The 20,082-nt window shown below is 56.7% G+C and carries 23 protein-coding genes and 1 tRNA gene; 10 read left to right on the top strand and 14 right to left on the bottom strand.

Going from position 1 to position 20,082, the window contains the following annotated elements; all coding sequences use genetic code 11:
- Positions 1 to 58 precede the first annotated feature (58 nt).
- Entirely contained in the window at positions 59 to 1,033 is a 975-nt protein-coding gene (locus tag GRI35_RS05130) for a polysaccharide deacetylase family protein (protein WP_160613171.1), read from the top strand.
- A gap of 8 nt (positions 1,034 to 1,041) precedes the next feature.
- Positions 1,042 to 1,947 (top strand): GNAT family N-acetyltransferase, encoded by a 906-nt coding sequence (locus GRI35_RS05125; RefSeq protein WP_235900137.1) that lies wholly within the window; start codon positions 1,042 to 1,044, stop codon positions 1,945 to 1,947.
- 146 nt (positions 1,948 to 2,093) lie between these two features.
- On the opposite strand, the gene rplA is transcribed toward GRI35_RS05125, so the two are convergent.
- Both rplA and rplK read right to left on the bottom strand, forming a co-directional pair.
- Positions 2,094 to 2,786, bottom strand: coding sequence for a 50S ribosomal protein L1 (rplA, locus tag GRI35_RS05120; protein ID WP_160613170.1), 693 nt, complete (start codon positions 2,784 to 2,786; stop codon positions 2,094 to 2,096).
- A gap of 4 nt (positions 2,787 to 2,790) precedes the next feature.
- The gene (gene rplK / locus GRI35_RS05115) at positions 2,791 to 3,219 is read right to left on the bottom strand and encodes a 50S ribosomal protein L11 (RefSeq protein ID WP_160613169.1); all 429 of its coding nucleotides are present in this window, start codon (positions 3,217 to 3,219) and stop codon (positions 2,791 to 2,793) included.
- A gap of 250 nt (positions 3,220 to 3,469) precedes the next feature.
- On the opposite strand from rplK, the gene GRI35_RS05110 reads away from it, so the two are divergent.
- Entirely contained in the window at positions 3,470 to 4,213 is a 744-nt protein-coding gene (locus GRI35_RS05110; RefSeq protein WP_160613168.1) for a hypothetical protein, read from the top strand.
- 24 nt (positions 4,214 to 4,237) lie between these two features.
- Here the strand turns inward: GRI35_RS05110 and GRI35_RS05105 are convergent, their stop codons facing one another.
- Positions 4,238 to 5,833: a cisplatin damage response ATP-dependent DNA ligase gene (locus tag GRI35_RS05105; protein WP_160613167.1), complete on the bottom strand. Its 1,596-nt coding sequence runs from the start codon at positions 5,831 to 5,833 to the stop codon at positions 4,238 to 4,240.
- Positions 5,834 to 5,836: 3 nt separating this feature from the next.
- Positions 5,837 to 6,841 carry a ligase-associated DNA damage response exonuclease gene (locus GRI35_RS05100; protein WP_160613166.1) on the bottom strand — a complete coding sequence of 335 codons (1,005 nt, stop codon included), beginning with the start codon at positions 6,839 to 6,841 and terminating at the stop codon, positions 5,837 to 5,839.
- Positions 6,842 to 6,954: 113 nt separating this feature from the next.
- Between GRI35_RS05100 and GRI35_RS05095 the strand changes: the two genes are divergently transcribed.
- Complete coding sequence (locus GRI35_RS05095; RefSeq protein WP_160613165.1) at positions 6,955 to 7,629, top strand: PspA/IM30 family protein; 675 nt, start codon at positions 6,955 to 6,957, stop codon at positions 7,627 to 7,629.
- A 74-nt stretch (positions 7,630 to 7,703) separates the two neighbouring features.
- Here GRI35_RS05095 and nusG read toward each other — a convergent pair whose 3' ends face one another.
- A complete protein-coding gene (gene nusG / locus GRI35_RS05090) occupies positions 7,704 to 8,240 on the bottom strand; it encodes a transcription termination/antitermination protein NusG (RefSeq protein ID WP_160613164.1) in 537 nt (178 codons plus the stop codon).
- 67 nt (positions 8,241 to 8,307) lie between these two features.
- The gene (secE, locus tag GRI35_RS05085; RefSeq protein ID WP_160613163.1) at positions 8,308 to 8,514 is read right to left on the bottom strand and encodes a preprotein translocase subunit SecE; all 207 of its coding nucleotides are present in this window, start codon (positions 8,512 to 8,514) and stop codon (positions 8,308 to 8,310) included.
- Between the two features lie 299 nt (positions 8,515 to 8,813).
- Here secE and GRI35_RS05080 point away from each other — a divergent pair, with 299 nt between their 5' ends.
- A complete protein-coding gene (locus GRI35_RS05080; protein WP_160613162.1) occupies positions 8,814 to 10,346 on the top strand; it encodes an alanine/glycine:cation symporter family protein in 1,533 nt (510 codons plus the stop codon).
- 74 nt (positions 10,347 to 10,420) lie between these two features.
- Here the strand turns inward: GRI35_RS05080 and GRI35_RS13685 are convergent, their stop codons facing one another.
- Together GRI35_RS13685 and GRI35_RS05075 are read right to left on the bottom strand one after the other, a co-directional pair.
- On the bottom strand, positions 10,421 to 10,570 hold the full coding sequence (locus GRI35_RS13685) for a hypothetical protein (RefSeq protein WP_202390512.1): 150 nt from the start codon (positions 10,568 to 10,570) through the stop codon (positions 10,421 to 10,423).
- 207 nt (positions 10,571 to 10,777) lie between these two features.
- Positions 10,778 to 10,853: transfer RNA gene (locus tag GRI35_RS05075), tRNA-Trp, on the bottom strand.
- Between the two features lie 107 nt (positions 10,854 to 10,960).
- On the opposite strand from GRI35_RS05075, the gene aat reads away from it, so the two are divergent.
- Positions 10,961 to 11,689, top strand: a complete 729-nt coding sequence (aat, locus tag GRI35_RS05070) for a leucyl/phenylalanyl-tRNA--protein transferase (RefSeq protein ID WP_160613161.1) — start codon at positions 10,961 to 10,963, stop codon at positions 11,687 to 11,689.
- Here aat and GRI35_RS05065 read toward each other — a convergent pair.
- The 4 genes from GRI35_RS05065 to GRI35_RS05050 form a co-directional block, all read right to left on the bottom strand.
- Entirely contained in the window at positions 11,575 to 12,126 is a 552-nt protein-coding gene (locus GRI35_RS05065) for a DUF2155 domain-containing protein (protein WP_160613160.1), read from the bottom strand. The two genes, aat and GRI35_RS05065, sit on opposite strands and share 115 nt — an antisense overlap.
- A 2-nt stretch (positions 12,127 to 12,128) precedes the next feature.
- Entirely contained in the window at positions 12,129 to 12,527 is a 399-nt protein-coding gene (locus GRI35_RS05060; protein ID WP_160613159.1) for an NADH:ubiquinone oxidoreductase subunit NDUFA12, read from the bottom strand.
- A 104-nt stretch (positions 12,528 to 12,631) separates the two neighbouring features.
- The gene (locus GRI35_RS05055) at positions 12,632 to 13,120 is read right to left on the bottom strand and encodes a DUF192 domain-containing protein (protein WP_235900136.1); all 489 of its coding nucleotides are present in this window, start codon (positions 13,118 to 13,120) and stop codon (positions 12,632 to 12,634) included.
- 1 nt (position 13,121) lies between these two features.
- Positions 13,122 to 13,706, bottom strand: a complete 585-nt coding sequence (locus GRI35_RS05050; RefSeq protein WP_160613157.1) for a regulatory protein RecX — start codon at positions 13,704 to 13,706, stop codon at positions 13,122 to 13,124.
- 128 nt (positions 13,707 to 13,834) lie between these two features.
- On the opposite strand from GRI35_RS05050, the gene GRI35_RS05045 reads away from it, so the two are divergent.
- On the top strand, positions 13,835 to 15,583 hold the full coding sequence (locus tag GRI35_RS05045) for a fatty acyl-AMP ligase (protein ID WP_160613156.1): 1,749 nt from the start codon (positions 13,835 to 13,837) through the stop codon (positions 15,581 to 15,583).
- 10 nt (positions 15,584 to 15,593) lie between these two features.
- Here GRI35_RS05045 and GRI35_RS05040 read toward each other — a convergent pair whose 3' ends face one another.
- On the bottom strand, positions 15,594 to 17,135 hold the full coding sequence (locus GRI35_RS05040; protein ID WP_160613155.1) for a DUF389 domain-containing protein: 1,542 nt from the start codon (positions 17,133 to 17,135) through the stop codon (positions 15,594 to 15,596).
- 206 nt (positions 17,136 to 17,341) lie between these two features.
- Between GRI35_RS05040 and GRI35_RS05035 the strand changes: the two genes are divergently transcribed.
- The 3 genes from GRI35_RS05035 to GRI35_RS05025 are packed head-to-tail and all read left to right on the top strand — an operon-like array spanning position 17,342 to position 19,640.
- Positions 17,342 to 18,574: a toxic anion resistance protein gene (locus GRI35_RS05035; protein ID WP_160613154.1), complete on the top strand. Its 1,233-nt coding sequence runs from the start codon at positions 17,342 to 17,344 to the stop codon at positions 18,572 to 18,574.
- Positions 18,574 to 19,329 (top strand): hypothetical protein, encoded by a 756-nt coding sequence (locus GRI35_RS05030; RefSeq protein ID WP_160613153.1) that lies wholly within the window; start codon positions 18,574 to 18,576, stop codon positions 19,327 to 19,329. Before GRI35_RS05035 ends, GRI35_RS05030 begins: the two co-directional genes overlap by 1 nt.
- Positions 19,329 to 19,640 (top strand): polyhydroxyalkanoic acid system family protein, encoded by a 312-nt coding sequence (locus GRI35_RS05025; protein WP_160613152.1) that lies wholly within the window; start codon positions 19,329 to 19,331, stop codon positions 19,638 to 19,640. Before GRI35_RS05030 ends, GRI35_RS05025 begins: the two co-directional genes overlap by 1 nt.
- Here GRI35_RS05025 and GRI35_RS05020 read toward each other — a convergent pair.
- A complete protein-coding gene (locus GRI35_RS05020) occupies positions 19,637 to 20,077 on the bottom strand; it encodes a DUF2721 domain-containing protein (RefSeq protein ID WP_160613151.1) in 441 nt (146 codons plus the stop codon). The two genes, GRI35_RS05025 and GRI35_RS05020, sit on opposite strands and share 4 nt — an antisense overlap.
- Positions 20,078 to 20,082: the final 5 nt, after the last annotated feature.

The following is a 20,082-nucleotide window of genomic DNA, read 5'->3' as shown; positions in this document are numbered from 1 at the left end:
GCGGCCCCAAAAAAGACAGCAAACGCAACCTTAACCTGTCCCCGCTATGCCTGCGCGCATGACGGCGGTTTATATCACCATCGACACCGAATATTCTGCAGGCTTCGCCAAAGCAGAAGGCACTGGGCTGCGTTCAGAGAATTTCGCGCGCTCGATTGCCTGCGCAACGCAGGACGGGAATGTCGGCGTCGAATACCAGATGGATGTATTAGACCGGAATAGCCTGAAAGGCGTGTTCTTTGTCGATCCGATGCCCGCGCTGGTCTGGGGCGTCGAAGCCATTACCGATATCGTTGAGCCAATCATAACCCGCGGCCACGATGTGCAGTTGCACGTCCATACGGAGTGGCTTGAACTGGCTGGGGACGAGAACCCGTTGGGTGACCGTACCAGCACCAACATCAAGGATTTCACTCTCGAAGAGCAGGTGCAAATTCTTGACTACGCCAAATCCACGCTGATGGCCGCAGGAGCCCCTGCCCCAATTGCATTCCGGTCAGGCAATTACGGCTCCAACGACGATACGTTGCGGGCGCTCAAGCAGATCGGGATCGGATACGAGACCAGCCATTGTCCGGGCATCGCCGACGGATATTGCGATATCTCGCTTACCTCAGAGGATCGTTTGCCGCAAATGCACGAGGGCCTTGTCGAAGTGCCGGTAGGCTGTATCGACAGCTTCGGCGGAACGTTACGACATGCACAGATCACTGCGCTCTCGGCCTGGGAAATGCTGGCTGCGCTTCGCCATGCCCGCGCACAGAACATTCCGAGTTTTACCATCGTATCGCATAGTTTCGAACTGCTCAGCCGCGATCGAAGCAAGATCAACCGGATCGTCAAAAACCGCTTCGACAGTTTCTGCGCTGGCCTTGCGAAAATAGAGGGTGTGACCTCGGCAACTTACGCCGGCAATCCGCCTATTCCGATTCATGGCAATCTTGCCGCCAAACCCCTACCCCTCAGCCAAGTCCGCTCGGGTCTGCGGATCGCCGAACAAGCCCTTTCCAATACGCTCTACGGGAGCGGATGATGAGCGACATGACACCTATCAAGTTTGTTGTCGGATCAAAGGTACTGTTTTCCGTGCCCAAAGCGCTCGAGAACGTGTCGATGACACTGCCCGAGGTGATCGAGGGCAAAAGCCCATCGCTGCCCAAATTATCCGACCATCAGGATGGCTACCGCATTCTGTCGGCGCCCGCTGATGCATTGCCGCAGATGCTGCGCGACAATCCCGAAATGGTTGCAGGCGGCATCCAGACCTATCGCCGCCACTACATCGACATGAACGGCAGCTTTGACGATTACATGGGCCGGTTCTCTTCGAAGACGCGCTCCACCCTGCGCCGCAAGCATCGCAAACTTATCAAAGATATCGGCGGCGAGGTAGAGTTCCGCGAGTACCGCGCACCTGACGAGATGGACACGTTCCGCGATCTCGCGCTTCCTTTGTCGCGGCGCACCTATCAGGCAAAATCGCTCGACGCAGGGCTGCCCGAAAGTGACGAAGCCCATGCCGAGCGCAAGCGTCTGGCCGCCGATGACAATGTCCGCGCCTATCTGCTGTGTGCCGATGGCAGGCCGGTAAGCTATCTCTATCTACCAATTGACGGGGCAACAATCAGCTACGCCTTCCTTGGCTACGATCCCGACCACGCCCGGCTATCCCCCGGCACAGTCCTACAACTCGAAGCCCTGGATCGCCTCTTCGCCGAACAACGCTACCGCCATTTCGATTTCACCGAGGGCGACGGCGCACACAAAGCCATGTTCGGCACCGATAGCGTCGAGGCATGCTCGTTCTTCCTGCTCAAAGGCGAAGTCGCGAACCGAATGCTGCTGAAGTCAGTTGATGCGTTTGATGCGGGCATTGCGGGCGCCAAGAGCTTGGCAGAGCGCACGGGCGCACTCAGCAAAGTGCGGAGTCTGCTCAGAACCGGATAGAAGAAGGGCCGCAGGATTGCTCCCACGGCCCCTTTTTGTGTATTTTCGATCTTGGTCGCGGTAGCCAGAGCCCGACCGGGCGACGCGCTGTTAGCGCGAAAGCCTAAGGCTGCGGATGCAGCCGCCGGCGACTGAGGCCAAAAAAATTACGCGCCTTCGATCTCTGCGAGGTCGATTTTCAGACCTGGGCCCATGGTCGAGGTCAGCGAGACCTTCTTCACATATTTGCCCTTCGAGCCCGATGGCTTCGCTTTCACGATAGCCTGAGTCAGTGCTTCGAAATTGGTCTTGATGTCGCCATCTTTGAACGACATTTTGCCAATGCCGGTGTGAACAATACCATTCTTCTCGACGCGGAACTCGACCTGGCCGCCTTTGGCGTCCTTAACGGCTTGTTCCACGTTGGGAGTGACAGTGCCCAGCTTCGGGTTTGGCATCAGGCCCTTGGGTCCCAGAACTTTACCAAGGCGGCCCACAACACCCATCATGTCCGGCGTGGCAATGACGCGGTCATAATCGAGGTTACCGGCCTGCATATCTTCCATCAGGTCTTCGGCGCCAACCTTGTCGGCACCAGCGGCAGTGGCTTTGTCGGCATTGTCGCCGCGTGCGAACACAGCAACTTTGACGTCTTTACCAGTGCCCGACGGCAGAGCGACCATGCCGCGAACCATTTGGTCAGCGTGGCGCGGGTCAACGCCGAGGTTCATTGCAACTTCAATGGTCTCGTCGAACTTCGCTTTGTGCGTGCGCAATGTCGCGATAGCATCGTCGACGGTGTACAGCTTTTCGCGATCGAGTTCGGCGACAGCTTTTTGCTTTTTGCTCAGTTTAGGCATCGGTTCAGCCCTCCACTTCGAGGCCCATCGAACGCACGGAGCCTTCGATGATTTTCATGGCCTGATCGATATCATTTGCGTTGAGATCAGCCATCTTGGCTTCGGCGATTTCTTTGATCGCGCTGCGTTTGATGGTGCCGCCGACAACTTTGCCCGGCTCGCTCGAGCCTTTTTTGAGCTTGGCAGCTTTCTTGATCATATAGCTCGCTGGCGGGCTTTTGAATGTGAAGCTGAACGAGCGGTCCGCATAGACTGTGATGGTCGTCGGGATCGGAGCGTTCTTTTCAAGATCCTGTGTCGCCGCGTTAAACGCCTTACAGAATTCCATGATATTCACACCGCGCTGACCCAATGCAGGGCCGATCGGTGGTGATGGGTTTGCAGTACCTGCAGGCACTTGCAGCTTAATATAGCCGTCAATCTTCTTGGCCATGAGAGGCCTCCTTTCACACTATCTCCCTCACCCGCTCTCCTGAGCGTGTCGAAGGATCATGTTAAGCGGTCAAACAACGGATATATCCGTCTCCCGCACGAGTTCCCTTTCGGGAAGGCGCGCTGATAGCGTTTTACGGCGAGAATGCAAGCGAATTGCCGTACCAGCCAGTTACTTTGCTATTGAAATAGCGCCGATCAACTTTCATGCTAAATAACTTCAAGCCATTGAATGCGGGGGAAGCTGAGCAATGTCCGATGAAGCCCATGGACCCAAAGGCCCGAATACTTCCGGTATGCTAGGAAAATTCGGCACGATTGTTCTCGGTCTTGTCTTGCTTCTGGTCGGTATCGCAATGCTGGACCCAGATGAATTTGCGCAGTCCAAGATGTCGTTAGGCTTGGCCGCGGCTATTGCCGCATTGGGTATGGCAATAATAGCCACGGTTTTCTTACCCCATGCGATCAACGTGAATGGCGGCCAGTTCAAACCATTCGGAGTCGATGTGAAGGCCAGCGGCGGCGGGGCTGTGTTCTTTTTAGTTCTGATATTCCTTTATCTGGCCAATGATGGAAAGGTCGAAAATGCCGAAACGACAAAACCCGGCGCCGAAGAGACCGGGCAGGTCGAGCCAGCGAAGACACCAGATCCGGCTCCAACGCCATTAGCGACGGCTCAACCAACGACCGCCCCGGACTCGCTTCCCGAACCGGCGCTTGATCCAATGGAGGAACCGGCAACCGCTTCCGCCATAGCGGTACCGGGCCCCGGCTATCTCAATTGGCCGTACAACCAGCCTTTCCAGTTCGCCGAAGGTCTGGCCCGTTATCGCACATTTAGTGACTTTGCCTGCCCCGATGGTCCATCAGGATGTCCCGCAGCAGGCGGCGCCGCGCATTTCAATGACCAGATCGCCCGGGAAAGCGCGTTTGCGATGTGCGTGAACAATGGCGGCGCCCCGTTCGAATGTCAGAACAATCTGGAAGCGTTCTGATCCCAAAAGGGCCTATCGACTCAATCAATCGCGAATAAGCGCACGCAGTGTGTCGATCCGGTCTGCCTCATGCGCGGGCTTGTCCCAGCGTATGCGGTGGATGCGCGGGAAGCGCATAGCCAATTTTGACTTATGTCTTTTGCTGTCATGCACGCTGTCAAAAGCGACTTCGAACACCAGCGTCTTTTCCGTTTCACGCACCGGTCCGAAACGGTTGATGGTGTTTTGCCGCACATGTTTGTCGATCTTCTTCAGTTCCTCATCCGTAAAACCCGAATAAGCTTTGCCAACGGGAAGCAGCTCGGCTCCATCGTCCGGATCCCCGTCCCAGCATCCGAATGTGTAATCAGAGAAAAAACTGGATCGCTTGCCGGACCCACGTTGCGCATACATCAGTACGCAATCGATCAATAGCGGATCACGCTTCCATTTGTACCACAACCCCGTTTTGCGTCCCGATATATAAGGGCTGCTACGGCGCTTCAGCATCAAACCTTCAATCGCATCATCCCGTGCACCTTCACGAATTTTTGCGAGCTGTTCGAATGTGTCGGCCTCCACGATGGCGCTCATGTCGAAATGGCTGTGGGGTACCCGCGGCAGCAAGTTTTCCAGGAGCTGACGGCGCTTTGTCCAGGGCAATGCGCGGAGATCTTCGCCCTCTATGCCGAGGACATCGTAAAGGCGGACAAAAGCCGGGGCCTCGGCCAGCATTTTTTTACTAACCGCTTTACGTCCGAGACGTTGCTGCAATGCGTTGAAGCTCGCTGCCCCGCCCGCTTCGCCACCTTGCGTTGCACCCCGCACTAACAATTCTCCGTCAAGTACAGCGGGAAAATCCAGCGCGCTGACCATCTCCGGAAAACTGGCCGATATGTCATCGCCGCTGCGCGAATAGACGCGCGTTTCACCGCCCGCATGGACGATCTGCACTCGGATACCGTCCCATTTCCATTCGGCCGCATAATCCGCCATATCGACGATCGTGCCCTCTAGCGGGTGCGCCAGCATGAACGGGCGGAAGAGCGGCAGATTGGCAATCTCTGGAGGTGCTGCACCCTCGGCAGCCCATGCAAACAATTTCGCATAGGGAGGCACGAGCGCGTGCCAATATTCTTCAACATCCTCAATCGTGACATCGAACGCCTGGGCAAAAGCGATTTTGCCCAGGCGCGCGGAAACGCCAATCCGCATCGCGCCTGTAGCCAATTTGAGAAGCGCATATCGGCCTGAGGAATCGAGCCGGTCCAGCAGCATCGGCAACTCTTTAAGCACCGTGGCGCGCGTCAGACTTTCCAGAAAGGCCACGGCTTCCGATACGCTGGGCGCTGACTCCACATCACCGATCGGCTCCGGCCATAACAGGCTGGCACATTCGGCAGTGTCACCCACAAAATCGCGGCTCAGCTTCCACAGTTCAGGATCGACACGGTCTTTCATTATGTTACGGATCGCGGTCGATTTAACGGCTTTGAAATCGAGTCCGTCGGTCAAAGCCGCTAGCGCCCAGCCTCTGTCCGGGTCGGGCGTGGCGCGCAAATATTCGGCGATCAGGCGCAGTTTTTCGTTGCGGCTGCGTGTGTAGACCAACGCGTCGATAAGAGCGGCAAATTCCTCCATGCGCTACTCGTCTTCGTCCTCGCGCCCCACCAAAGACAAGGCACGCGCTTTACGTTGGTTAAGCTCACACCACCGCAGCAGAGCCTCCTCGCGGCCGTGGGTGACCCATGTTTCCTGCGGGTCGACATCACGGATAGTCGCCGTCAGCTCGTTCCAGTCGGCGTGATCCGAAATGACCAGCGGCAGTTCCACATTGCGCTGGCGCGCGCGCTGACGCACCATCATCCAACCGCTTGCCATAGCGGTTATCGGTTCCGGCAAGCGCCTGCTCCACCGGTCATTCAAGGCGGATGGCGGGCAAATGATAATATGGCCGCGCATGTCATCTTTAGGCGTATCGGCAACCAGACGCAGCTCGCCCAGCGGCACACCCCATTCTTCATAAAGCCGGCACATCTTCTCCATGGCACCGTGCAGATAGATCGGCTGTGAGTGGCCCGCTGCGCGCAGTTCGGCAATCACCCGCTGCGCCTTACCCAATGCGTAGGCCCCGACCAAAACACAGCGATCCGGATATGCCGCCAGCGCATCGGTTAGCTTGGCGATTTCCTTATCGACCGGCGGATGAGTAAACACGGGAAGGCCGAACGTAGCCTCTGTGATCAGTATGTCGCATGGAGTCACTTCAAACGGAGGACATGTCGGATCGGCACGGCGTTTGTAGTCGCCAGTCACAATAACCTTTTCGCCGGCATGTTCGAGCAATATCTGCGCGCTACCGAGAACATGCCCGGCGGGAATATAAGTCGCATTCACGTCCCCGGGCAGGCTCAGCGTCTCGCCATATTCTATTGGGGTCGCGCCATCTGCGGTATTGTAGCGCAGCTTCATAATCGCCAGCGTTGCTGGTGTGGCGACTGTCTGGCCGTGCCCGCCCCGCGCGTGGTCTGCATGACCATGCGTAACCAACGCCTTGTCAACGGGTTTGGACGGATCGATCCAGCAATCAGCCGGGGCCACGTGAATGCCATGCGGATGCGGAGTGATCCAAGAGAATGGTGCCGACATATGTATCCAATCGAAGCGCAGGCCATCCTGTTCCCGAATAGTTTGTTAGCAGTTGTGCGTTACGCCAAGCCCTACTAAACTGAAATTGCGTAACTTTGAGGGCCCAGATCATCATGCGGATTGTCGTTCAAGTCAGAGAGTTAGTATCGAGCAATGTCACCACCATGGTGGAGAAAGCCTCCAACCCGGTGAAGATGCTGCGCTTGCTGCGTAAGGAAATCGAAGAAGCCGATATTGCGCTGCATGGCGAGATTGCCAAGCTGACCCGCCGGAAAGATCGTGCGGCAGCAGCGGCGAAGAAGTTCACCGAAGATGCAAAGGCTTGGTCCGACAAAGCCAAAGTCGCGATGGATCATGACCGCGAAGACCTAGCTCGCTCCGCTCTGCTAGCGCGTGAAGATGCCAAGCAGCAGGCCGAAGAACAGAAGGCCGAAGCGTCGAAATTGAACGATGACATCGCTGATGCAGAACGCGCAATCGAACAGCTGAATGCCAAGTTGGACGAAACAAACACGCAGTTGCGCGAACAGGAAGCACATGCCGCGGCAGGTCATAATTGCAGTTCATCCAGCGCTGGGCAGGATAGCGCAACCGACAAACGCATGGACCGGATCGCCAATCTGGAACGCCGCGTTGACCACTCGCTCGGAGATATGCCTGAGACTGCGAAGTCCAACGCCTCGGTCGAGGCAGAAATTGCCTCAATGCAACGCCAAGCCTCTGTCGATGCCGAACTGGAAAAAATGCGCGGTGGGGGAAAAGCAAAGCGTAAACGCAAAGCTGGTTAGATAGTCAGTCGCACAAACGCAAAGGGCCGCAGTTTACGCTGCGGCCCTTTGCGTTTGTGCTGACTAGTACAGGCTTATTTCGACAGTTCGACCTGCTCGAATTCCAGCTCTACAGGTGTCGCGCGTCCGAAGATCGACACGCTGACTTTGACCTTGGCTTTGTCGAAGTCCAGTTCCTCGACCACGCCGTTGAAGCTGGCGAATGGACCGTCGAGCACTTTGACCGAATCGCCGATTTCGTAATCGACGTGGATTTGCTTTTTCGGAGCCGACTTCGCTTCTTCGACACCGCCGAAATAGCGCGCTGCTTCGGCTTCGGAAATTGGCTGCGGCTTGTTGTTCGCGCCCAGGAAACCGGTAACTTTCGGCGTGTTCTTGACCAGGTGATAAACATCATCGGTCATTTGCAGCTTGGCGAGAACATAGCCCGGCATAAATTTACGCTCGGTCTGGACCTTCTTGCCGCGCTTCACCTCGGTAATTGTTTCCGTCGGCACTTCGACTTCTTCGACACCGTCAGACAGGCCAAGGCGTTCCGCTTCGGAAATGATCGCGTCGCGAACCTTGTTCTCGAAACCCGAATAAGCGTGGATGATATACCAGCGAGCCATCAATTACGTCCTGTCAGAAAATTATATGTTCGGCCGGCAGTCCGACCCGGTTTTAAGTGTTCAAATTTTAGGCGAGGCTAAGCAGCCATGTCACTACCGAACCGAATACGGTATCGATGCCGAGAAAGAACAGCGAAAGGATAACCATCATAATGCCCACGAAAATCGCGGTCGTGATGGTTTCCTGCCGCGTGGGCCAGACAACCTTGCTGGTTTCCGTCTGCACCTGACGGATAAATTCCGCCGGTGAGGTCTTCTTCTGTTTTTCGGCCATAATGCCTGCTTTCGCTACCCAATCAAAAATATCGTCTCTTCCGGGATGGGGTTATCGCCGCCCTGATTCAAGGTCAGGAGGGGCTGTAACACCAACAAATGTCGGAAGACGCGAGTCCTCTAGGCCCGAGACCGTACAAAAGCAAGATGGAGATGCGACCAAAGATATAGCCAGAGATACGGGCGATATTCCACACCGTTTTTTGCTCTAGCCATGCCGCGCAGACCACACTAGCGTGCGCTCCATTAGGGCCTCGGCCCAGGGATGAATTGCAAATATGCATGAGGGGGAGCCATAATATGGCCGCTACTGAAACCGGGTCGAAATCTGTTCTCGACCACATCGTCAATGTATCCGATTTTATTTGGGGTGGCACATGGAATGGCGCGGAAGTCATTCCTTTTCCGCCGATGGTGGTTGTGTTGCTAGGCATCGGCCTGTGGATCATGGTCGGCCTTCGTTTCTATCCGATCCTGAAACTGGGCAGCGCTTTCGCCGGTCTATTCAAGGGCCGCAAGGGTTCTGGTGCAGGTGAGATTTCGCCGTTTGCGGCTTTGTCGACTGCGCTGTCGGGTCAGGTGGGCACGGGCAACCTTGCCGGCGTGGCATTTGCAATTGCTTGGGGTGGGCCCGGCGCCGTATTTTGGATGTGGGTGACCGCACTGATCGGCATGGCACTCGCCTTTGCCGAGGGTTCGCTGGCAATCCGATACCGTGAAAAGACATCGGACGGCGTCTATCGCGGCGGCCCCATGAGCTACATCATGATGGGCCTTGGTCCGAAATATACGTGGCTTGCGATCATCTTCTGTATTGGTACGCTTTTCTCGGCGCTGGTCACGGGTAACTCCATCCAGTCAAATGAAGTCGCGACCGGCCTGAATGAATTGTTCGGCATCGAACGTTGGGTTGGGGGATTGGTCGTCGCTTTGGCCGTGTTCGTTGTGATCATCGGCGGGATCAAGTCGATCGGGAACGTGGCTGAAAAAGTTGTCCCCTTTATGGCTGCGGCGTACATCGTACTCGCGATCATCGCGTTGATTCTGAATGCGAGCGATTTGCCCGAAACGTTCGGACTAATTTTTTATGGCGCCTTCAACCCGCAAGCTGCCGAAGGGGGTTTTGTCGGAGCGTTGGTTATCATCGCAATCCGTGCCGGTGTAGCGCGCGGCCTGTTCTCCAACGAGGCGGGGCAGGGTTCGACACCGATCGCACACGCGGTCGCCCAGACGAATGATCCAGAGCAGCAAGGCCGTATGGCGATGCTCGGAACGTTTATCGATACGATGGTGATCTGCACTATGACTGCTTTGGTTATCCTGACCGTTCAGGGCGATTTCCAAGGCGGCGGCGAAGCTGTACGTCATGTTTGGCAATCCGATCTCAGCACCGTCGAGACCGCTGGTGTCGCAACTACTATCGCTGCCTATGCCGCCGCGTTTCCCATGGAAATCGCGACGATCCCGCTGGGCACACTGGTTGTCAGTGTCGCACTTATCCTGTTTGTGTTCACAACCTTGCTGACGTGGTCTTACTACGGCGAGCGGGCGATCACTTTCATCTATGATCGCGTACCGGGATCGACGCGTGGCGGTGAGAAGGTTTTGCACATTGGCTGGCGGGTTATCTGGTGCGTGGCAATTTTCGTTGGCGCAACGCAACCTTCGCAATTGGTGTGGCGCCTTGGCGATATTTCCAATGCGGCGATGGCGCTGCCTAACCTTTTGGCTCTCGCGCTACTTTCAGGCGTGGTATTCAAACTTGCCCGGGGGGAGAAAGACGCTGGTGAAGACCACCACGCTGACACTCCAGAAGAACCCGACGAATATTGAGGACTTACAAATCGCAAGAAAAAAGGGCCGGTCCACTCAGTGTGACCGGCCCATTTCGTGACGAAGAAGTGATATTAGCGCAGACCGAATAACCGTGCGAAAAAGCCCGGCTCATCCATCGGCAGTATCGCACCATGCTTTTGATAGCGCTGCGAGGCATCGCTGTGAGGGCGAGGCTGGGCCCACTGATCAGGGCGGCTGCTACGGTAAGACAATGCGGACATAGTATTTCTCCTTCTTCAGTCGGTTTTTGCAGTCATGCGTTCTGCCGCTCATAATGCACGGACTGCCTGCGCGGTTCCTGAATGGAGAAGTTGCTCGGCGTTCATATTCACACGCACATCCGCAAACCCCAGCTTTTGCTAAGGGGTTCCCGGGGAGGAAAATATTTATTCTTCGGAAAAGAACGTCGAAATCGGAACTGATGGGCCTGGCAGGGGCACAGAGACTCGAACTCTGGACCTTCGGTTTTGGAGACCGACGCTCTACCAACTGAGCTACGCCCCTCCAGGCACGCAGCGCCTCTAAAGCGATGTCGGTTCCAAAGCAATCCTGAATCTTGGCCTGAAGGTAGCGCTGGCCGCTCAGGCTCGCCCGCGTTAGGATCGCTCGCAATGCACGCCCCTGCCCCGCCCTTAATCCCTTCAGAGATGCTGCTGCTTGCCTATCGCAGCGGCATTTTCCCGATGGCCGATAGCCGCGATGATCCGGAGATATTCTGGGTCGAACCGCGCGAACGGGCGGTGTTCCCGCTTGAAACATTCAGCATGAGCAAATCGCTGCGCAAAGCGGTGCGTCAAGACCGTTTTCGTGTCACCTGCGACATTGCCTTTCCCGATGTGGTGGAGTCCTGCGCCCAGCCCCGCCCCGATCATCCCGAAAGCTGGATCAGCCACCGGATTGCCGCCAGTTACGCTGCGCTGCACGATGTCGGGCGCGCCCATTCGGTGGAGTGCTGGCAAGATGGCGAGTTGGTCGGCGGGCTTTACGGCGTGAGCTTTGACCAGGTCTTTTGCGGCGAAAGCATGTTCAGCCGCGCCGACAACGCGTCCAAAGTCGCGTTGGTATGGCTGGTCGCAATGCTCAGGCATGCGCGTTTCAAAGTGCTCGATTGCCAGTTTATGACGGATCACCTCGCCTCGCTGGGCGCAGTGGCGATGGCCCAAGCGGATTATCTCACAATGATCGAAGGCGCGCGGGGTAATGCAGCGATGACACTGCCCGAAGCTTATGCTTCGTTGGTTTCAGGCTCTGCCGCTGGTGCAGCCGGCTCTGGCGGGGAAGGCGCGGGATCATTGCCACCCGGGAAGCTCATCGCGCAATCTTTGACCCAGACATCATAGATCGGATGCTCTACCACATTGAGGGAGGGCGACTCTTTGAACAACCAGCCAGAGAATATTCTCAGCCAGCTATCCTCGTCTTCTCTATTCTCTACCAGCACTTGCACAAAAGCGCCGGTCTGGCGCGGCATTTCCCATGGCGGAGTGCGTTCACAGGCGGACAAACGTACGATTAAATCGCCCAAGCGCCGCGCTTCGCCGGGCTTCATTTCCAGATCTCGCGACACATTATTGCGCTTGTTGAGAACGCCAATCGTCGCAACGCGCTCTGCCATTGGCGTGCCGATTTGCTCGGTGCCATCAGCAGGTGCCTCGACGGCACCGCCCTGCAATTCTTCGGGAACCTCGGTCTCTTCGGCCGCTGGCGCAATTTGTGCACTATCGCCGCAGGACGCCAGCGCCAGCGCCGAAACCAAAGCAAGAGCCGGCTTCATCATGCTCAGCTGTCCGGAGCCCACGCTTCGTAATCACCGGTGGCTTTGGCGCGCTTGCCGCCGCGCTCCAACGCGCCAGCGGGGCGATAAGCGTCCGCAGTACCCGTTGCATTAGGCGTGTAATCCACTTCCCAGATTTTCGCAGGCGGAAGGTTGCTTTCGGGAACATCGTCACCCGACCCGTGCATCCACCCATGCCATTCCGCCGGAATCCGGCTGGCATCATTCGGCCCATCATAGATAACCCAGCGGCGTTCACGCGCGCCTTCCTTGGTTTTCTTCGCACGGTAATACGTGTTGCCCTGCGCATCGGTGCCGACTTTCTCACCCGTGCGCCAGCTATTCAGCAGCGTGCCGATTGTCGCACCGTTCCACCACGTGAAAATCTTACCGAGAAAAGCCATCACAAAACCTCTTGCCGTATCAGGCGTAAATTCGTTGCCGGGCGGTTAGCCGATTCGGGCTGCGCGGCCAAGCGCGAAACCCGTCTGCTTGCCCGATTGTCTAGCTATTGTTCCCATTCAACCAGATCGCCCGCTTTGATGCCCAGCTCAGCCGCGCGGCCACCAGGTATTTCAAACACGAGCGCAGCCGGACCGATCGACACTACCGGATCAAGCGAAAGCGGAACCGCATTCGCGCCGATGTTCAATATCCGGCCATCCGTGCCAACGAAGATTATGTCCAGCGGAATAACCGTGTTCTTCATCCAGAAGCTCGCCGGGCGGGCTGGACTGCGCGGAAAAATCATCCCTTCATTGGGACCAAGATCGGTACGATGCATCAAGCCCAGCGCCTGATCATTTCCTGTCCGCGCAATTTCGACCTGGAAATTATGGACTGTGTCTCCGCTTGTCACCGTCAGCGGAACGACTTCCAAACCAGAGGCGGGATGAAATTTGGCGACCGGCTCCGCCACTGCCGGCGCTGTTGCCGTCTGCGGCGTGCAGGCTGCAAGACCAAGTGCAGCAACAATCATCAGAGTCCGCAGCAGCATTCTAAAACTCCTCTTCGCGCGCTTCGGCCACCCACTCATCGACGGCTCCGGCATCTTTCGCACTCATTACCGCACGTACCATATCAAATCCATGGCCAGCGCGCAGTAACGCGGCAATCTGTTTCTCACGCCGGTCACGTTCCAGCGCATCGCCTTCAAATTTTGGTGCGAAATACGGGCCAAAGCGCCGCTTTCTCGCCATAGTCTGCACCGCTTCGCGCTTTGTGAACTCGTCCGGCGCGACATCTTCGCGAATGTGCTCATCAATCCCAGCAGCATAAAGCGCTTGCGACACCCGCCTCGCGCCATATCCGCGATTGAGCAGCCCGCCCGCTTTCATCTTCGCGTAGGCCGCATCGTCAATGTAACCGAGCTCAACATAGCGCGCGCTTATAGCTTTTACGTCGGGCTCGCCCTCATCATCCCAGCCCTTTTGGCGCAATTTACGGCTCAGATAGGCTTCCAGCTTATGTGAGCTTGTGGAATATCGCGCCACATAAGCCAGCGCCAATTCCTGCAAACGCGCGGAATCGAGCGGTTTGGGCGGTCGTTTTTCCCGCTTTCTTGGCTGCCTATTGTCGCGCATTGGCCTTATTCGTGCCACAGTTGGGCTCAAATGGGAAAGATTACAGCTGTGCGACAGATAGTAGCGCACACACAGAACTGCATGGAAGCGCTTGATCAGCGCGTAACGGACGGGTTTTAGCAAACTATATGACCGACGCAGGAGCGGCGCCAAGAGCGCCTACACCGAATGATTGCCCACTACCGCGCCGGAGGTCCGATTTTTCGACCTTCACCGAGGCGGTGGATTACGCCGCACGGAGCGAAAAAGGGCTGAATTTCCACGATATGCGCGCCGAATTGGACCGCGTGTATCCCTATTCCGAAATGCGCGAAGATGCGCTGATGGCTGCGCGCCGTCTGCTCGCTTCGGGTTTCGGCAAGGGTGACCGGGTGGCACTGATCGCTGAGACGTGCCCTGAATTTGCCGCATTATTCTGCGGCGCTGTCTATATCGGCGCATGGCCGGTTCCACTTCCTCTACCAACGGGGTTTGGCGGTAAGGAAAGCTATGTCGACCAACTAGCAGTCCAGCTCGCCAGTAGCGATCCGAAAGCGCTCATCTATCCCGCTGAAATTGCCGAGATGGGCGCAGCAGCAGCTGAACGGCAGGGCTGCGAGGGCATCGCTTGGGAGGATTTCGCGACCCGCGACGCGCCCGAAGCAGAAATGCCGGTGATCGATCCGGATGATATTTGCTATCTGCAATATTCGAGCGGCTCGACGCGTTTTCCGACCGGCGTTGCGGTTACGCACCGTGCATTGCTCGACAATCTCGCAGGTCATGCGATTTCGATGGATTTTCGTGAGAACGACCGCGTGGTCAGCTGGCTGCCGTGGTATCACGATATGGGCCTTGTCGGGTGCTTCCTGTCGGTGATCGCAAACCAGGCGTCGATCGATTACATCAAGACAGAGCATTTCGCGCGGCGTCCGCTGGCTTGGCTGACGCTGATCAGCCGCAATGAAGGCAATACGCTCAGCTATTCACCGACATTCGGTTACGATATTTGCGCGCGCCGTATTTCCAGCCAGAGCAATGTCGCGGACCGCTTCGACCTGTCGCGCTGGCGCACTGCTGGTAACGGCGCAGATATGATCCGGCCCGACGTTATGCAGAACTTCGTCAACGCCTTTGCCGATGCGGGATTCAAGGCCAACGCTTTCACTCCTAGCTATGGTCTGGCCGAAGCAACGCTTGCGGTCACAGTTATGCCGCCGCGCGAAGGGATTCGTGTCGAGCTGGTCGAGGAAGAACGCCTGTCGGGCACACGCGGCGATCTGTCCCGCCCTGCCCGCTACCGCGCCATCGTCAATTGCGGAAAAGCCATTCCGGGCATGGAAATGGAAATTCGCGGCGAAGATGGCAGCGCAAGAGGCGATCACCAAATCGGCAAAGTCTGGTGCCGCGGAACCAGTGTTATGCACTCATATTTTCGCAATGAAGAAGCGACCAATGAGTGCCTCGTCGATGGGTGGCTGGATACCGGCGATATGGGCTACATGGCAGACGACTATCTGTTCATCGTCGGCCGCGCGAAGGACATGATTATCATCAACGGCAAGAACCACTGGCCGCAAGATATCGAATGGGCAGTCGAGCAATTGCCCGGCTTCAATCATGGCGATATCGCCGCGTTCAGCGTGGAAACCGACAATGGCGAGGAAGCCCCCGCCGTACTGGTCCATTGCCGCGTGATAGACCCCGAAGAACGCGCAAAACTGCACGAAGTCATCCGCGACAAGGTCCGCTCGATCACCGGCATGAATTGCGTTGTCGAATTGGTCCCGCCGCGCACATTGCCGCGCACCAGCTCAGGCAAACTGTCTCGCGCCAAGGCGAAGAAGCTCTATCTAAGCGGTGAAATCCAACCGTTCGAGATTCTGGAAGCGGCTTAAATCGCGAAGCCTACCGCTCCACGCTGCCCCATTTCGCGGTGACGTTCGGGCCACGTCCGGTCTCGGTCGCGAAAAGCTGAACACCTGCTGCGGCGAGCTCTTTCTGGGCCAGTTCCACTGCAGCTGCAGGACCTGAGAGAACCACCGGCGCCCCGACCCGACCCGATGACCATGCAATCAGCGCAAGTGCTCGCATACCAGCTTCGGTCGGTTCGCCATCATCGAACGCGATGGTCGGCAACGCTTTTGCTGGAGGGATCAATTCAACCCGCCAGTCGGGTTCTGTCGCCGCGATGCGCTGTTCCAGGTCGAAATACGTTGCCAGAGGCGCTCCTTCGAGTTCAACCGCTTTTACCATCGCGCGGCGACGCTGACGGTCGACCATCACTTCGCTTTCCTCAACGCCCGCCATCAATGCCAAACGGGCCGCCAAAGCGTCCGCACGCTGCGAGGCTGCGGCCTCTTCTTGTTCTTTCGCCGAGGTCAGCTGGGCCTGCTCTGCGCTTTGCTCATCGCGAACAAGGAATTGTTTGAGATCAATATCAACCTTGCGCCCCAGATCACGTGTCAGGTTTGCTTCCGCTTTTGTTTCCGCATCGGGTTTAAGCTGCGTCGTCCAGACAAAGGCCGAAACTTGAAGCGGCTCGCCATCAAAATTAATTTCCGGCTGCGACAATCGTGCCGCCGATCCAAAGTTTTCTACCAACTCGCCGCGCACTTGGCGTGCTGCATTGGCCTCCCACGCAATCTGGCGCAGTGACAGGCCAAGCGGCACTGCCAATGCAATAAAGACGACAATAATTGCGATATTCTGAAACTGCGACTGTTTCTCTGACAAGGCAGTTCGAAATCCGTAAATGCGCGCCATCAATGCCGCGATCAGCGCGATTGCCATCAGGTTTGTCACATAAAGCAGCAACGCACCCGAAAATACCGTCCAGTTGAAGGTTGCCAAACCGAAGCCGACCACCGCCAACGGCGGCATCAATGCCGTCGCAATCGCAACGCCGACAATCGTGCCTTCACGCCCGCGGATCATGGCATAGGCACCCGCAAGAGCCGAGAATACCGCGACCAGCAAGTCGAACAGATTGGGCCGCGTTCGCGACGCAATCTCGGAAGTGATATCCTGAATCGGCGACAGGAAAACGACCAGCGAGCAAAGCCCGATCGCCATCAACGATCCCCATGCGAGCGATATGGCCGAACGCCGAAGCCATTTGTAATCACCAATAGCCAGCGCGAAGCCCAAGCCCATAATCGGGTCCATCAGCGGCGATAGAAGCATCGCCCCGATAACAACCGCCGGCGAGGACAGCAGCAAGCCAAGGATCGCAATTCCGCCCGACATCGCCGTCATGAACATATAACGCGCCGACATGACGCATTCTGCGCGGCGCTTTTCGATCACCGCGTGTTGGTCAACCGTGCCCACCACATCATCGCGCCACCATTTGCGGAAGCTCAATATAACGCGCGCGAATTGCAGATCATTCTTCTTATTTAGGATCGGTGTCGGTGGCGGTGACGGGGTCGGTGACTGGCTCGCCATATGCGGGCATTCCTCTCGTGAATCCTCCCAAAGCGGAGGTTGGGAGCAGCTTTACACCGCTGCCGTCGATCACGAAAGCGTAGACGTGAGATCGGGTTTCGGGCACAAATCTTGAACTTCGTGTCTTATGACCTTAATACAGTAGGAAGTTCATCGCCGCCCCGAACACAGCAGCGGGCGGATAATTCAGGAGCCGGACGCAAACCATGAGCGCACCCGAGACCAACAATTCGACTAACACCGCGACAAAAACTGCCACCGACTTGGGTCTGGAGCTGACCGCCCCGGATCCGGTGCCAGAGGTAAAGCCAGCCAATGCCGCCGGTCTGGTTCCAGTTTCCGAAGAAGTGCAATCGAAGCTCGCAACGAAAGTCGACTCCTTTGTAGCCGACCTGATCGAAGCCGATGCCAATTCGCCCGAATTCGGCAAGAAGGTCGATCAGCTAACCAATATGGGGCGCAAAGAAATTGCCGCTGCGGCGGGCATGTCCAACCGTTTCCTCGACCGTCCGATTCGCGCGATGGACAAGGATGAAGGTGTCGGCGCGAACCTTCAGGAATTACGCAATGTTGTGGAAGACCTCGACCCGGGGAAACGCGGCAAGCTGACCGGAACACGCAAGATTTTCGGGATTATCCCATGGGGCAACAAGCTCACCAATTATTTCCGCAGCTACCAAAGCGCGCAGACCCACATTCAGGAAATCCTGTCCAAGCTCGGTAACGGCAAGGACGAACTGCTGATGGATAATGCCGCAATCGATGTCGAACGACAGAAATTGTGGGAAGCGATGGGTGATCTGGAGCAGATGATTCATATCTCCAAGACACTCGACGCGAAGCTGGAAGAGAAAGCGGTCGAACTGGACTCAACCGATCCGACGAAGGCCAAAGCGGTGCGAGAAACCGCCCTGTTCTATGTTCGCCAGCGAACGCAGGATCTGCTCACCCAGATGGCGGTGTCGGTCCAGGGTTATCTGGCGCTTGATCTGGTCAAGAAGAACAATGTCGAGCTGGTCAAAGGCGTCGATCGCGCCAGCACCACCACCGTAGGCGCGCTGCGCACAGCGGTTACCGTATCCGAGGCGATGACCAATCAGCGGCTGGTTCTGGGACAGATTACTGCGCTCAACGAAACCACGGCTGGTATCATTGACAGCACATCGACGCTGCTCCGTGAGCAAACGGGGCAAATTCACGAGCAAGCTGCGGCCAGCACGATCCCGCTGGAAACGCTGCAACGCGCCTTCCAGAACATCTATGACACGATGGACGAAGTCGACACATTCAAAGTCCGCGCACTGGATTCGATGAAACAGACCGTCGAAACGCTCTCCAGCGAAGTCGAGAAGTCGAAAGGCTACATCGCCCGCGCTGAAGGCCAGAACAAAGCCTCACAGCAAGTCTCTGAGTCGAATTTGCTGACCGTCGAGGACTGATGGGCGATCTGACCAACGAGAGCGACCGCCTCCTCGAAGAAGCGCGTCGGGTACGGGACGATAATCGTGCAGGTGGTAGGCACCGGATGGAATCGATTGGCCAACGCTCGGCTGACATCAAATCGAGCCATCTGGTCAAGAAACTCATCCAGATCGCCATTGGCGTGGTTGGCGTGTTTATCGCTGCGGGCGTTGCTGGCGCAATCCTTAACGGGATCGGCTTTTGGGGTATTATGCTGTCCGTCCTGACCATCGCGGCGGTGATCGGTGTGGTGTCGACGCAAAAGGTCAAGGTCCCGAAACGGGCTGACCTTACGAAAGGCGATGTCCGTAATATGGTTGGCAAGACAGAGCTGTGGCTGGAGCATCAGCGCCCCGCTCTACCGCCACCGGCGGTCAAGATCGTCGAAGATATGGGCATTCAGCTCGACTCGCTGGGTGTGCAGTTGGAAACGATTGACCAGAAGCACCCGGCGGCCGAACAAATTCGCAAGCTCGTTGGTGACATTCTGCCCGAAACAGTTGAATCGTATCGCAAGATTCCTTCGCATCTGCGCGGCGAAAAACGCGCAGGTGCTACTCCGGACGAGCAAGTGACCGAGAGCCTCAGCAAGATCAGCAAGGAAATCGACAGCGTCACGCGCCAATTGGCCGAGGGTTCACTGGATGATCTGGCGATCAAAACGCGCTATCTCGAGTATAAATATGGCGAAGACGCCGACACTTCCCCAGGTTCCGGTACGGAGAAAAATTGATGCGCGTCGCTATTCCTCACGATCTGCCACAGGCAGAGGTCACGCGCCGCCTGAAAGAGCGCAGTCATGAAATCGCCGATCATATTCCGGGGGGCATGGCCACGGTAACAACCGGTTGGCCTGCCGATGACCGGATGAGCATTAATGTGAATGCGATGGGCAATGATCTGGCCGGTATGGTCAATATTGAAGACAATCAAGTCGTGTTCGAAATTGCGTTGCCTATGGCGCTCAGCTTTGTCGAGCCGATCATTGCCGGGGCGATCCGCCAGCAGGGGCAAAAAATGCTAGAAGCTCCTTCGGAAGACTAAATCTTCCGGTCGAGTTCGAGATAGGTTTCAGGTATTCTCAGTGAGGCAGATGCTTCACGGGTTTCCAGCAAGAACATTATCAATCCGACCAGCATCAGCGTGATCGACAGGATAAATGCGCCCGCCGCGACATGTTCCACATTGCTATCGGTTAGGCCGCCGAAAAACAGGATGATAACGGTCGATCCAATCGTGAGGCCGCTCAGGACCAGCATCAGCATCGCTCTGTTCACCAGTTCAATCCGCCGCGCCAATGACCGCATTTCGCATACCAGCTCATCATGTTCCATCCCCTCGGTCTCGCCATGCTGCTGTTGAAGCAGCCGCGAACGGTCGACCACACGGCCCAGCCGCGTTGTCAGGAAATTGAGAATACTGGCGATGGCGACCAGCACGAAAACGGGTGTCAGCGACACTTGAATGGTTTCCGCGATCATAGCGA

Origin of the sequence: Pontixanthobacter aestiaquae (genome assembly GCF_009827455.1) — a bacterium.
Lineage (GTDB): Bacteria > Pseudomonadota > Alphaproteobacteria > Sphingomonadales > Sphingomonadaceae > Pontixanthobacter > Pontixanthobacter aestiaquae.
This window is presented reverse-complemented; position numbering and strand designations above follow the sequence as displayed.

What these genes read in the sequence shown, in the direction of transcription:
- GRI35_RS05100 (WP_160613166.1), bottom strand. Translation starts at nt 6,841, where the DNA reads ATGTCGGCACCATTCTCTTGGATCACTCCGCATCCGCATGGCATTCAC.
- GRI35_RS05050 (WP_160613157.1), bottom strand. Translation starts at nt 13,706, where the DNA reads ATGCGCGACAATAGGCAGCCAAGAAAGCGGGAAAAACGACCGCCCAAA.
- rplA (WP_160613170.1), bottom strand. Translation starts at nt 2,786, where the DNA reads ATGCCTAAACTGAGCAAAAAGCAAAAAGCTGTCGCCGAACTCGATCGC.
- GRI35_RS05110 (WP_160613168.1), top strand. Translation starts at nt 3,470, where the DNA reads ATGTCCGATGAAGCCCATGGACCCAAAGGCCCGAATACTTCCGGTATG.
- rplK (WP_160613169.1), bottom strand. Translation starts at nt 3,219, where the DNA reads ATGGCCAAGAAGATTGACGGCTATATTAAGCTGCAAGTGCCTGCAGGT.
- GRI35_RS05040 (WP_160613155.1), bottom strand. Translation starts at nt 17,135, where the DNA reads ATGGCGAGCCAGTCACCGACCCCGTCACCGCCACCGACACCGATCCTA.
- GRI35_RS05095 (WP_160613165.1), top strand. Translation starts at nt 6,955, where the DNA reads ATGCGGATTGTCGTTCAAGTCAGAGAGTTAGTATCGAGCAATGTCACC.
- GRI35_RS05035 (WP_160613154.1), top strand. Translation starts at nt 17,342, where the DNA reads ATGAGCGCACCCGAGACCAACAATTCGACTAACACCGCGACAAAAACT.
- GRI35_RS05065 (WP_160613160.1), bottom strand. Translation starts at nt 12,126, where the DNA reads ATGATGAAGCCGGCTCTTGCTTTGGTTTCGGCGCTGGCGCTGGCGTCC.
- nusG (WP_160613164.1), bottom strand. Translation starts at nt 8,240, where the DNA reads ATGGCTCGCTGGTATATCATCCACGCTTATTCGGGTTTCGAGAACAAG.
- GRI35_RS05080 (WP_160613162.1), top strand. Translation starts at nt 8,814, where the DNA reads ATGGCCGCTACTGAAACCGGGTCGAAATCTGTTCTCGACCACATCGTC.
- aat (WP_160613161.1), top strand. Translation starts at nt 10,961, where the DNA reads ATGCACGCCCCTGCCCCGCCCTTAATCCCTTCAGAGATGCTGCTGCTT.
- GRI35_RS05060 (WP_160613159.1), bottom strand. Translation starts at nt 12,527, where the DNA reads ATGGCTTTTCTCGGTAAGATTTTCACGTGGTGGAACGGTGCGACAATC.
- GRI35_RS05025 (WP_160613152.1), top strand. Translation starts at nt 19,329, where the DNA reads ATGCGCGTCGCTATTCCTCACGATCTGCCACAGGCAGAGGTCACGCGC.
- GRI35_RS05125 (WP_235900137.1), top strand. Translation starts at nt 1,042, where the DNA reads ATGACACCTATCAAGTTTGTTGTCGGATCAAAGGTACTGTTTTCCGTG.
- GRI35_RS05055 (WP_235900136.1), bottom strand. Translation starts at nt 13,120, where the DNA reads ATGCTGCTGCGGACTCTGATGATTGTTGCTGCACTTGGTCTTGCAGCC.
- GRI35_RS05030 (WP_160613153.1), top strand. Translation starts at nt 18,574, where the DNA reads ATGGGCGATCTGACCAACGAGAGCGACCGCCTCCTCGAAGAAGCGCGT.
- GRI35_RS05020 (WP_160613151.1), bottom strand. Translation starts at nt 20,077, where the DNA reads ATGATCGCGGAAACCATTCAAGTGTCGCTGACACCCGTTTTCGTGCTG.
- GRI35_RS13685 (WP_202390512.1), bottom strand. Translation starts at nt 10,570, where the DNA reads ATGTCCGCATTGTCTTACCGTAGCAGCCGCCCTGATCAGTGGGCCCAG.
- secE (WP_160613163.1), bottom strand. Translation starts at nt 8,514, where the DNA reads ATGGCCGAAAAACAGAAGAAGACCTCACCGGCGGAATTTATCCGTCAG.
- GRI35_RS05130 (WP_160613171.1), top strand. Translation starts at nt 59, where the DNA reads ATGACGGCGGTTTATATCACCATCGACACCGAATATTCTGCAGGCTTC.
- GRI35_RS05045 (WP_160613156.1), top strand. Translation starts at nt 13,835, where the DNA reads ATGACCGACGCAGGAGCGGCGCCAAGAGCGCCTACACCGAATGATTGC.
- GRI35_RS05105 (WP_160613167.1), bottom strand. Translation starts at nt 5,833, where the DNA reads ATGGAGGAATTTGCCGCTCTTATCGACGCGTTGGTCTACACACGCAGC.